This window comes from Streptomyces sp. CLV115, assembly GCF_038448545.1.
Taxonomy (GTDB): domain Bacteria; phylum Actinomycetota; class Actinomycetes; order Streptomycetales; family Streptomycetaceae; genus Streptomyces; species Streptomyces sanglieri.
Genome location: NZ_JBCEWQ010000049.1, coordinates 40,663 through 51,889 on the forward strand (window position 1 = coordinate 40,663; position 11,227 = coordinate 51,889).

An 11,227-nucleotide genomic window follows, 5' to 3' on the forward strand; every position below is an offset into this window, starting at 1 on the left:
CACCCGGGCACGCCCGTGTCCGGACCCGTCAGTCCGCGAGATCCACCCGCACGGTCAGCAGGTTGGTGCCCATCGCCCGCACGACGGCGCTGTTGTAGCGCGGCAGCGTCCGGAGCCGGGCACGGGCGTCGTCCTGGGGCAGCGGGTGCGCGACCCCGTCGTACCAGCGGCCCGCGATACGGACCCGGACCCGCGGGTCGGCCAGGATGTTGCGGACGTACTGCGACTTCTCCCCGAACTCCGAGACCAGCCAGAACTCCTGACCCGTGCGCCGCCCGCCGACCGGGGTACGACGCGGCCGACCGGAGGTCCGGCCCGTCGTCTCCAGCAGGATCTGCGCCCCGGACCGTCTGGCCAGCGGGTTGACGACATTCCGCTGAAGCGAGGTGACCGCCCGGAACTTCAGATCCCGAAAGTCCGCCATCGCGTGCCCCTTCCACCTGTCGCCGCCCACGGGCGGCCCGGCCGGTCCCCGACGACCGCGCCCGAGAGCCTACGACGCTACGCCCCTGCCGCCGCGTCACGGACGCCGGCGGACGCACGCGTGGCGGCGATTCCCGGACCCGGCCCTCCGATCGGCCACGCGGGACGACGGAATGCCGCGCGGCGGGAGCAGGACGATGTTCATGCCGCCGGGCCCTCCTCTCTGCACCTGTCTCTGCGCCTGCCGTTAAAGTGCGATGTTTGTTCGATCCACCGCAGGTGGAGGGGGAGGGGCCGTGAGCGCACAACTGAGGGATATCGCCGGGGAGTTGGCGGGGGTTCTGTGGCGGGAGCACACCGTGTACCGGGAGCGGTCCGGCGGCGTGGTCATCCGGGGTGAGCATGTGCGGCGGTGGATCAGCCTTGCTCCGACGGGCGGCCGGGGCGAGGCTCTCGTACGCGTCGGGCGCATCCTGGACGGCGGCACCACCGCTCCGGCGCGTTCGGAGGCCGTGGTGCCGCTGTCCGCCGGTACGGACGTGCTGGCCGCGACCTGCCGTCGCCTGCTTGCCGAGGCGGCAGCCGATGTGGCGCCGGGCGCGCCGGGACGGGCGGCGCCGGGGCGGTCCGGGAAGGCCGGGAAGGCCGGGAAGGCCGGGAAAACCCGGCGGTCCGGGAAGGCCGGGCGGTCCGGGGGCAGCGGGAGACACACCGGTTTCGGTTCCTGGGTGATCCTCGCCTGCGTCGCCGGCCTGATCGCCCTGTACGTCCACACCGTCGCGATGCGCGGCTGAGCAGCGCCGCGGGGGCGGATCGGCGTGCCGTGCGGGAAGGGGGCCGGCCACCACCGGACGCGGCCCCGAAACCCCTGCGGCACCGGAACGACGAACAGGGCCCCGGCCTCCGGCCGGGGCCTTCGCCGTGGCACCGGTGACGAGCACCGGACTCGCGCTCCGCGCCTGCCGGATGCGATCCGGCGGCCCCACGCACCGGAGGCGGCGGAACCCTCCGGATAAGGTAATGGGCGGATAAAGAGATCACCAAGTGCGTCAAGAGCCGCCGCACCCTCGGGAGGAAGCCATGGGAACCCACCGCACCACGCTGCCCGGAGTCGGTGTGCAGTACGACTACACGACCGAGTCGGGACAGCACATCTCCGTCGTCGTGCACCACGACGGACGGCGGTTCATCGGCTTCTACGACCAGGACGACCCTGATTCGTGCCTGCTCTCGGTACCCCTGACACCGCAGGAGGCCACCGGCCTCGCGCACCTCATCGACTCCGCGCCCATCGACGCGGTCCGCACCGAGGGCATCGACCTGGTGACCGAGCACATCCCGCTCGGTACGCGCTCGCCGTACGGCGGGCGGCTGCTCGGGGACACGAAGGCCCGGACCCGGACGGGGGCCTCGATCGTGGCGGTGCTGCGGACGCACAGTGCGCATCCGTCCCCCGGGCCGGACTTCCGGCTGGCAATCGGCGACACCCTGGTCGCCGTCGGTACGCGTGAGGGCGTCGACACGCTCTCCGAGATCATCGCGGAGGGCTGACCGTGCACGACACGACCGCACTGCTGGTGGAGCTGGGCTCCGTCATTCTGGGCCTCGGACTCATCGGACGGTTCGCCGGCCGGATAGGACTCTCGCCGATCCCGCTGTATCTGCTGGCGGGCCTGGCGTTCGGCGAGGGCGGGCTGCTTCCGCTCGGGGCCAGCGAGGAGTTCACCGCCGTCGGCGCCGAGATCGGCGTCATCCTGCTGCTGCTCCTGCTCGGCCTGGAGTACAGCGCCTCGGAGCTGGTGACCAGCCTCAAGACGCAATACCCGTCCGGAGCCGTGGACTTCGTGCTCAACGCGACCCCGGGAGCCGTGGCGGCGCTGCTGCTCGGCTGGGGACCGGTGGGCGCGGTCGCGCTGGCCGGGGTCACCTGGATCTCCTCGTCCGGGGTCATCGCGAAGGTGCTCACCGATCTGGGGCGGCTGGGCAACCGGGAGACGCCCGTCATCCTCGGTGTCCTGGTCATCGAGGACCTGTCGATGGCCGTCTATCTGCCGCTGCTCACCGCGATGCTCGCGGGCGTCGGCCTCGCCGGGGGCAGCATCGCCCTGCTCATCGCGCTCGGCACCGTCGGGTTCGTGCTCTATCTGGCGCTGCGGCACGGCCGCCTGATCAGCCGGGCCGTCTCCTCCGACAACCCCGAGATGCTGCTCCTGGTGGTCCTCGGGCTGACCGTCCTGGTGGCCGGGGTGGCACAGGAGTTGCAGGTGTCCGCGGCCGTCGGCGCGTTCCTGGTCGGGATCGCGCTCTCGGGCGAGGTCGCCGAGGGCGCCCGCAAGCTGCTGACGCCGCTGCGCGACCTGTTCGCCGCCGTCTTCTTCGTGTTCTTCGGGCTCTCCACCAACCCGGCCGAGATCCCGCCGGTGCTGCTCCCCGCGGCGCTGCTGGCGGTCGTCACCGTACTCACCAAGATCGCCACCGGGTGGTACGCGGCCCGGCGGGCCGGAATCGGTTCGCGCGGACGGTGGCGGGCCGGTGGCACGCTCGTCGCACGCGGCGAGTTCTCCATCGTCATCGCCGGCCTGGCCGTGGCGACCGAGCCCCGGATCGGGCCCATCGCCACCGCGTACGTCCTCATCCTCGTCATCGTCGGACCGCTCACCGCCCGCTGGACCCAGCCGGTCGCGGCGAAGATCCAGGCGTGGCGCGGCCGGGACGGCGGCACCGGCAGGGCGAGCGGCACCGGAAAGAGCGGCACCACGGGCACCGGCGACAGCGGCGGCGCCGGCAGGGCGAGCGGCACCGGCGAGAGCGGCGGCGAGGTCCCCGCGACACGTCCGGCGCCCACCGCCCAGGAGGAACTCGCTTCCGAGAAGCGCTGAGTTCAGTCGTCGTGGCGGGCGGGCGGGCCGCAGGTCCAGCCCAGCGGGTACGCGTCCGTGCCGCCCCCCGGCACGGACGGCTCGCCGCCCGCCACGGTGAACGCGGTCAGCGCGTCGACCAGGGCGGCGCGCTGCTCCGGGGCGAGGCGCTCGACGATCCCCTCGATCTCCCGCCGCCGGCCCGCCGTGACGTCCTCGACCAGCCGGCGGCCCCCCGGGGTGACCCGCAGCACCGTCTCCCGCCGGTTGGCGGGGTTCACCCGCCGTTCGGCCAGCCCCGCGGCGATCAGCCGGTCCAGCATCCGCATCGCGGTCGACGGGTTCACCCCGAGCCGTTCGGCGAGCGTCACGAGTTTGGCCTCGTCATGGGTGGAAAGCACTACCAGGAGCCGGAACTGGGGCAGTGTCACCCGGTCCTCGACCGCGGCCAGCGATCGGGCCGAGACGGCGACGAGCAGCCTGGAGGCCGTCAGCACGGCACGGGTCACCTCGTCGACATCGTCGCTGTCCCGCTCCGGGGACCGTTCCTCGGGTGCCTGTTCGCGCGCGGCCATGCCCCTTTGTACCGTGCCGGTCCGCAGGACTCGAATCGGTTCCGGGAACCGGGCGCCCGGTACGGGCAACGGGCACCGGACGCTGGCACAAACCTTTGGACTATGCAACGTTTGCATAGTGACGCCTCAGCTCCCCGACCCCGCCGAACCGCACCGCCCACCCCCGCCGGCCGGCTGGCGGCGCACGGCCGCCCGGCTCCCGTCGCACCTCTTCCGGATGGGGCTCGGACCGCTGTTCCGGGGGCGGTTGCTGCTGCTCGTCCACACCGGCCGGGTCTCCGGCCTCGCCCGGCGCACCACGATCGAGGTCGTCGAGTCGACGGTGACCGACGGGCGGCACTGCTGGACCGTCGCGTCCGGATTCGGGCCCGGCGCCGACTGGTACCGGAACCTGGTCCTCACCCCGCAGGCCACCGTGCAGGTGGGCCGCCGGTTCCACGTGGTGACCGCGCAGTTCGTCCCGGCCGGGGAGGGCGGCGAGCTGATGGCGCGGTACGCGGCACGGCACCCCGGACTCGCGCGCCGGCTCTGCACGTACCTGGGGTACGAGCCCGACGGGAGCGCGGACGGCTACCGGCGGGCCGGCGAGTCCATCCCCTTCGTCCGGCTCATAGCGGGGTCGCCGCGCGAAGGATCCCCACCAGCGTCACGGCCGCGTTGAGCGAGGACAGTGCCGAGGCCGCCGTGCCGACCGCCGCGACCAGCGCCGCGAGCGCGACGTACGCGGACGACGGCGGCCACAACCGGACCGGCGGCACCGGGGCGAGCAGCGCCGCCACCCGCCGCGGCACGGGGCCGGCCGGGGCCGCGAAGGCCGCGAGGCCCGCCGAGACGTCCGGCGCCCGGTGCGAGTACAGCGCCGCCTTGCCGACCGCGACCGCCACCACCCGCCGGTCGCCGACCGCGCACGCGGCCTCCTCGTCCGCCCACCGCTCGGTGCTGAACGACACCGCGGTGCGCAGCGGCAGCAGGAACGGGTTGGCGCGCGCCGCGAGTTGGGCGGCCAGCAGATAGCGGTGGTGCCGCCCGGCCAGATGGGCCCGCTCGTGGGCGATCAGGGCCCGCCGCTCACGGGCGTCCAGGCACTCGGCCATCGCGGTCGAGACGACGACCCGGCCCGGACTTCCGGGCAGCGCGTAGGCGTACGGCTCCGGGTCCGGGAGCAGCGCGACACCGTCGGAGACGACAGAGGGCGCGGCGGCCAGCGCACGGCCCGCCCGGACCCGCAGCCGGACATGACGGAACACCGTCCATCCGCACGCCACGAGCACCGCCACCAGCACCCCGATCGCGACGATGCCCGCCTTCTCCTCGTACGGCACCGCGTCCCGCACCTCCGGGTCCGACCAGCTGTCCGGCAGCGGGTTGCCCGGGAGCTGTGCGGTGCCCACCACCATCAGCAGGCCCAGACAGAGCGTGCTGCACAGGGCGAGCAGCGCGCCGACGACGGCGAGCAGCCGGGTCGCGCTGCGGGGGTGCAGATGCTGTTCGGCCAGACGCGCGATCGGCAGCGCGGTCAGCGGCAGTACGAGCGGCAGACAGACGAAGACACCCATCGGCGGGCTACATGCCTTCCGTGTCACGGGGGTCGACCGGGTCGTCCGGGGCGGCCGCCCGCGCGAGCAGGGCGCGCAGGCGTTCCTCGTCGCCGGGTGAGAGAGCCGAGATGAAGCGGGCGAGCACGGCGTCGCGGTCGCGTTCGCCGTCCAGCACCCGGCGCATCCGCAGGGCGGCGAGACCGGCCTCGTCGGAGGCGGACGTCCAGGTGTAGGAACGGCCCTCGCGGGACCGGGTCACGGCCTTCTTCTCGTAGAGGCGGGAGAGGATCGTGATGACGGTGGTGTACGCGAGGTCGCCTTCGAGGTGCTCCTGGACCCAGCCGGCCGTCGCGGGACCGTTCGCCGAGTGCAGCACGGCGAGGACCTGGGCCTCCAGCTCGCCCTGGCCGCGTCTGCGCAGCCGCCGGCCTCCGGGACGTTCACCGCCCGGGCACGCCGCGCCGGGCAGCGGTTCCGCGCGGCCGGGCACTCCGTCGCCTGGTGGTTCGTTGTCCGGGTGGTGGCCGGGCCTGGCCGGGTCCATCAGGGGTCCGCCCTTCTGCGATGCCGCGTCGGCCGCGACGTCGCAGCATCCTACTTACCGCCGTTTCCGGAACACAGCAACCGCACCTGCTGCTAACTTCTACACGTCTGTAGAGTTGGATTCCATCCGGCAACGCAACGCAAGCAACGTATGGAGACGTCATGGCACTGTGGGATCGGATCAAGGAATCCGCCTCGTCGATGCAGTCGCAGCTGGAAGCCAAGAAGAACGACCTGAAGAGCGGGGCGTTCCGCGACGCGAGCATGGCGATGTGCGCCCTTGTCGCCGCTGCCGACGGTTCCATCGACCCGTCCGAGCGCCAGCGCGTCGCCTCCCTGATCTCATCCAACGAGGTTCTGCAGAACTTCCCGGCGGACGACCTCCAGCGCCGCTTCAACGACTACGTGAACAAGCTCACCGCCGACTTCGCCTTCGGCAAGGTCAGCGTGCTCCAGGAGATCGGCAAGGCGAAGAAGAAGCCCGCCGAGGCCCGTGCCGTCATCCAGATCGGCATCGTCATCGGCGGCGCCGACGGCGACTTCGACAAGTCGGAGCAGGCCGTCGTGCGCGAGGCGTGCTTCGCGCTCGACCTCCCGCCGCACGAGTTCGACCTCTAGGACCTCTCGTTCCCGACCTGTAGGCCCTCTCGTTCGGATCACGCCGGGCTCACGTGCCCCGGTGCCCGATCCGGCCCGATCCGAACGAAAGAACCCAGGTCCCACCTGTTCGCCGGACCGGCACCGCCCGGTCCGGCGTCCCGGACCGCCGGAACAAGCGCTGCCGACTGACCACCGGCCGGCGCCCGGCAGGCCGGGGATGCGCTACTCCCCCTTTGCGCATCCCCGGCCACCCTTTTCTCCGGACGCGGGGCCGGGCCCCTTGCCCCGGGCCCGCGGCCGGGTCACACCTCCTTGGCCGGCCAGTCCAGCAGCCGTGCGCCGATGACCGCCGTCTGCAGGGCGTAGCGGCGTATGGGGTCGGACGGATCCGAACCGGTCAGCTGATGGATCCGCTCCAGCCGGTAGGTCAACGCCCGTACGCTCAGCGACAGCCGGCGGGCCGTCTCCGCGGCCACACAGCCCGCGTCGAAGTAGACGGCGAGCGTCTTCAGCAGGGGTTCGGCACCGCCGCGGGCCTGCTGGAGCGGGCCCAGCTCGCTGCGGACCAGATCGGCCATCGCCTGCCGGTCGCGGGTCAGCACCGGATAGACCAGCAGATCCGCGGCGTACAGCACCGGATCGTCCAGATCCAGCCGCTCCGCGAGATCCAGCGCGTCCAGCGCCTCGTCGTACGAGTGGACCACCCCGCCGGGCCCGTGGTGCGGGCGTCCCACCGCGACCCGGCCGCCGTCCGTCGCCGCGTGCGACTGCTTGGCGAAGTACCGCAGGACGTCGGGCTGGCTGCCGGGGGCGATGCAGACCAGCCGACCGTCCTTCGTCGTGAGCAGGATCTTCCGGCCGCCGAACCGGGCGAGCAGCGCCGCCTCGACCGTGCGCGGCACGGAGTCGGTCTCCGTGTACGCCTCCGGGCCCGTCGCCACCGCCACCGCGTGCGCGCGCGAGAGCCGCAGGCCGAACCGGGTGGCCCGCTCGGCGAGCCGCCCCAGATCGCTGCGCCCGTACAGCAGATCGTCGATGAACTCGCGCCGGGCCGCCTCCTCGCGCCGCACCGTGATCCGCTGGGCCCGCTCGAAGCCGTCCGCGAAGGCGTCCACGGCCTGCTCGACGGCGGCCAGCACCGAATCCGTGGCCGCCCCGTCGGCCGCGGAGGTGAGCGGCCAGGCGGTGCGGGTCGCCGCGATGTGACGGACGATCAGGGCGCGCAGCTGGAATCCGGACTCGGCGGCCTCCCGGCCCAGCAGGCGGCGGTCGTCCAGCTCGTCCCGGGTGAGCCGGCGTCCGGTGGCGGCCACATCGGCCAGGATGCGGTCATATCCCGCCAGAAGGTCATCGGGGATCTCCGGCTCCGGCACGCGTTCTCCTCACAATTCTGTCGCGACGTTGACACTCACCCAACGCATACCGCCCGGTGCCGGTGCCCGGCATCAAGGAAGAGCAAAGATTGCCGGGCTCCGGCAATGCGATCTCATGCCTGTGAATGACACGATCCGGTCAGCACCAACCGGGGGAACACGGGGGGACACGGGGGATACGACCCGGCTGCTGCGGCACCGCGCCACGCGGTGCCGCAGCACCGGAGTCACCACCGGCCGCCCGGCAGGAGAAGGGGTGGACGGATGCAGGAGTTCCTGAGCGCAGCGACCGCCTTTCCCGCCGTCCTCTTCGGCGCCGCGCTGGCCGTCGTCGTCCTCTTCTGGCTCCTGGTGCTGGCCGGTGCGGCCGACCACCACTCCTTCGACGGCGACCTCGACACCGACCTGGCCGGGATCGGCGGGGTGCCGGTCACCGTCTCGGTGTCCGTGATGGTCGTCGTCGGCTGGTTCACCAGCCTCACCGGCACGGTCCTGGTGCACCGCAGCGGAACCACCGGCCTCACCCGGGCCGCGCTCGCCTGCGCCGTCTTCGCCGCGGCGCTGCTGCTCGGCCGGTCGGTGCTGCGGATCCTGGTGCGCTGCTTCCGCCGCAGCTTCCCGGACGAACCTCCTCCGTCGCGGCAGGACTTCCTGGGCCGCATCTGCACGGTCCGTACCGGTTCCGTCAGCTCCGACTTCGGCCAGGCCGAGGTCACCGCGGACGACGGCTCCACCGCGATCGTGCAGGTCAGGATGCTCGCTCCGGCGGACGGCCCGGCCCTCGCCGCAGGCAGTGCGGGCCTTCTTTACGCGTACGACGACGAGGGCGAGTTCTTCTGGGTCTCGCCCTACGACAAGGCCCTGGACCCGGGCCCGCCGGCCCCGCGACCACGCACGGGTGCGCGCCGCACCCCGCGCCGCACCCCGCGCCGAACCGGCTGACCGTCCGGGCCGCACAGCCGGGCGAGGGCCGCCCGGACCGTCCGTCGGGCCGCCGTCGTACGACAGGCCGCCCGCCGCCGGACCCCTCGCCCTCGGACCGTTCGCCGCCGGGACCTTTGCCCCCTCCTCTTCCTTCACCACCTTCCTCACCAGCCGCAAGGACTGTCATGGATGCCATCACCCTGGGCTTCGGTGTGCTCGTAGCCGTCGTTCTGCTCATCGCCGTAGCCCTGCTCCTCGTCGTCAGCCGGCTCTTCCGCAAGGTCGAGCAGGGCAAGGCGCTGATCATCTCCAAGACCAAGAAGGTCGATGTCACCTTCACCGGGGCCGTGGTCCTGCCGGTGCTGCACAAGGCCGAGACCATGGACATCTCGGTGAAGACCATCGAGATCCGCCGCACCGGGCGCGAGGGCCTGATCTGCCAGGACAACATCCGCGCCGACATCCACATCAACTTCTTCGTACGGGTCAACAAGACCGTCGAGGACGTCATCAAGGTCGCCCAGTCCATCGGCACGGAGCGGGCCAGCGACAAGGTGGCGATCCAGGAGTTCTTCGGCGCGAAGTTCGCCGAGGCGCTCAAGACGGTCGGCAAGCAGCTGGACTTCGTCGATCTGTACACCAAGCGCGAGGAGTTCCGGGACCGGATCATCCGGGTCATCGGCACCGACCTGAACGGCTACCACCTCGACGACGCGGCGATCGACTTCCTTGAGCAGACGCCGATGACGCAGCTCGACGGCGCCAACATCCTGGACGCGCAGGGCATCCGCAAGATCACCGAGCTGACGGCGATCGAGCACGTGCGCACCAACGAGTTCCAGCGCACCGAGCAGAAGGAGATCACCCGGCAGGACGTCGACGCCCGCGAGACCATCCTGGAACTGGAGCGCCGGCAGGCCGAGGCCGAGATCAAGCAGCGCCGCGAGGTCGAGACGCTGCGGGCCCGCGAGGAGGCGGCCACCGCCAAGGTCCAGGAGGAGGAACGGCTCGGCGCCCAGGCCGCGTTCATCCGCACCGAGGAGCAGCTCGGCATCCAGCGGGAGAACCAGGCGCGGGAGATCGCCGTCGCGCAGAAGAACCGTGAGCGGGTCATCGCGGTGGAGAACGAGCGCATCGAGAAGGACCGGCTGATCGAGGTCATCGGGCGCGAGCGGCAGACCGAGCTGGACCGGATCGCCGCGACGAAGGAGGTCGAGGCCGAGCGCCGCGACGTCGCCGATGTGATCCGGGAGCGGATCGCGGTGGACCGCACGGTCGCCGAGCAGGAGGAGTCCATCAAGACACTGCGGGCCGTCGAGGAGTCGGAGCGCACCCGCAGGTCGGTCATCATCGCCGCCGAGGCGGAGGCCCAGGAGAAGCTGGTCAAGGACATCAAGGCCGCCGAGGCGGCCGAGGCCGCGGCCACCCACGTGGCCGCCGAGCAGCTGACGCTCGCCGAGGCCCGGCTGAAGACCGCGGACCTGGACGCCCAGGCGAAGCTGCGGCTGGCCGAGGGCATCCAGGCGGAGTCCGCGGCGGCCGGCCTCGCGGAGGTCCAGGTGCGGGACGCGCAGGCCGACGTCATCGAGAAGCAGGGTCTCGCCGAGGCCGAGGCGGCCTCCGCCCGGCTCCGGGCCGAGGCCGAGGGGGCCAGGCTCAAGGCGCTCGCGGCGGCCGAGGGAACCCAGGCCCAGGCGACGGCCGACGCGGCGATGATCGGCGAGAAGCTGAAGGCCGAGGCGGCGGGCCTCACCGAGAAGGCGGCCGCGATGGCGGCGCTGGACGACGCCTCGCGCGGACACGAGGAGTACCGGCTGCGGCTCGCCGCGGAGAAGGAGATCCGGCTGGCAGGCCTCGACGTGCAGCGTCAGGTCGCCGAGGCGCAGGCCACGGTGCTGGCCACGGGCCTGGAGAACGCCGACATCGACATCGTCGGCGGGGAGTCGGTCTTCTTCGACCGGCTGGTCTCGGCCGTGTCGATGGGCAAGAGCTTCGACGGGTTCGTGGAGAACTCGGACACCGCGAAGGCCCTCGCGGCTCCGTGGCTGAACGGCACCTCGTCGTTCACCGACGACCTGACCCGGGTACTCGGCTCGGTGTCCACCGGCGATGTGCAGAACCTGACGGTGTCCGCACTGCTGATGCGGATGATGCGGGCACCGGGCGCCGGGGTCGCACCGGGCCAGATCCAGCAGCTCCTGACCGCCGCCAGGGAACTGGGCATCGCCGACCAGCCGATCTCCGCGGTGACCGGGGCCGGTGTCCCCGCGACGGCGGGGGCCGCGGACGGCTCCGCCGTGCCCGTCTCGCGGAACGGGTCCGCGCCGGTCGCGTAGTGCCGTGACCGGAACGCCGGTCGCGCGGTGGGGGGGGGGGGGGGGGGGGGGGGGGGG

Annotated in this window: 12 protein-coding genes; 7 read left to right on the plus strand and 5 right to left on the minus strand. The window is 72.5% G+C overall.

Annotated elements, in window-relative coordinates:
* Positions 1 to 28 precede the first annotated feature (28 nt).
* Positions 29 to 424, minus strand: coding sequence for a nitroreductase/quinone reductase family protein (locus AADR41_RS18790; RefSeq protein WP_342282569.1), 396 nt, complete (start codon positions 422 to 424; stop codon positions 29 to 31).
* Between the two features lie 295 nt (positions 425 to 719).
* Between AADR41_RS18790 and AADR41_RS18795 the strand changes: the two genes are divergently transcribed.
* The 3 genes from AADR41_RS18795 (at position 720) to AADR41_RS18805 (ending at position 3,302) form a co-directional block, all read left to right on the plus strand.
* Positions 720 to 1,217: a hypothetical protein gene (locus tag AADR41_RS18795; RefSeq protein ID WP_342282570.1), complete on the plus strand. Its 498-nt coding sequence runs from the start codon at positions 720 to 722 to the stop codon at positions 1,215 to 1,217.
* 286 nt (positions 1,218 to 1,503) lie between these two features.
* Positions 1,504 to 1,974, plus strand: coding sequence for a cation:proton antiporter regulatory subunit (locus tag AADR41_RS18800; protein ID WP_342282571.1), 471 nt, complete (start codon positions 1,504 to 1,506; stop codon positions 1,972 to 1,974).
* Between the two features lie 2 nt (positions 1,975 to 1,976).
* A complete protein-coding gene (locus tag AADR41_RS18805; RefSeq protein WP_342282572.1) occupies positions 1,977 to 3,302 on the plus strand; it encodes a cation:proton antiporter in 1,326 nt (441 codons plus the stop codon).
* Positions 3,303 to 3,304: 2 nt separating this feature from the next.
* On the opposite strand, the gene AADR41_RS18810 is transcribed toward AADR41_RS18805, so the two are convergent.
* Positions 3,305 to 3,856: a MarR family winged helix-turn-helix transcriptional regulator gene (locus AADR41_RS18810; RefSeq protein WP_342282573.1), complete on the minus strand. Its 552-nt coding sequence runs from the start codon at positions 3,854 to 3,856 to the stop codon at positions 3,305 to 3,307.
* A gap of 118 nt (positions 3,857 to 3,974) precedes the next feature.
* Between AADR41_RS18810 and AADR41_RS18815 the strand changes: the two genes are divergently transcribed.
* The gene (locus AADR41_RS18815; protein ID WP_342282574.1) at positions 3,975 to 4,517 is read left to right on the plus strand and encodes a nitroreductase family deazaflavin-dependent oxidoreductase; all 543 of its coding nucleotides are present in this window, start codon (positions 3,975 to 3,977) and stop codon (positions 4,515 to 4,517) included.
* Here the strand turns inward: AADR41_RS18815 and AADR41_RS18820 are convergent.
* Together AADR41_RS18820 and AADR41_RS18825 are read right to left on the minus strand one after the other, a co-directional pair.
* Positions 4,465 to 5,412, minus strand: a complete 948-nt coding sequence (locus AADR41_RS18820; protein ID WP_342282575.1) for a M56 family metallopeptidase — start codon at positions 5,410 to 5,412, stop codon at positions 4,465 to 4,467. The two genes, AADR41_RS18815 and AADR41_RS18820, sit on opposite strands and share 53 nt — an antisense overlap.
* 7 nt (positions 5,413 to 5,419) lie before the next feature.
* Positions 5,420 to 5,938, minus strand: coding sequence for a BlaI/MecI/CopY family transcriptional regulator (locus AADR41_RS18825; RefSeq protein WP_342282576.1), 519 nt, complete (start codon positions 5,936 to 5,938; stop codon positions 5,420 to 5,422).
* A gap of 161 nt (positions 5,939 to 6,099) precedes the next feature.
* On the opposite strand from AADR41_RS18825, the gene AADR41_RS18830 reads away from it, so the two are divergent.
* The gene (locus tag AADR41_RS18830; protein ID WP_266747201.1) at positions 6,100 to 6,555 is read left to right on the plus strand and encodes a tellurite resistance TerB family protein; all 456 of its coding nucleotides are present in this window, start codon (positions 6,100 to 6,102) and stop codon (positions 6,553 to 6,555) included.
* Between the two features lie 284 nt (positions 6,556 to 6,839).
* Here the strand turns inward: AADR41_RS18830 and AADR41_RS18835 are convergent, their stop codons facing one another.
* Positions 6,840 to 7,910 (minus strand): PucR family transcriptional regulator, encoded by a 1,071-nt coding sequence (locus AADR41_RS18835; RefSeq protein ID WP_342282577.1) that lies wholly within the window; start codon positions 7,908 to 7,910, stop codon positions 6,840 to 6,842.
* A 264-nt stretch (positions 7,911 to 8,174) separates the two neighbouring features.
* On the opposite strand from AADR41_RS18835, the gene AADR41_RS18840 reads away from it, so the two are divergent.
* Both AADR41_RS18840 and AADR41_RS18845 read left to right on the plus strand, forming a co-directional pair.
* The gene (locus AADR41_RS18840) at positions 8,175 to 8,852 is read left to right on the plus strand and encodes a hypothetical protein (RefSeq protein ID WP_342282578.1); all 678 of its coding nucleotides are present in this window, start codon (positions 8,175 to 8,177) and stop codon (positions 8,850 to 8,852) included.
* Positions 8,853 to 9,019: 167 nt separating this feature from the next.
* Positions 9,020 to 11,170 (plus strand): flotillin family protein, encoded by a 2,151-nt coding sequence (locus AADR41_RS18845; RefSeq protein ID WP_342282579.1) that lies wholly within the window; start codon positions 9,020 to 9,022, stop codon positions 11,168 to 11,170.
* Positions 11,171 to 11,227: the final 57 nt, after the last annotated feature.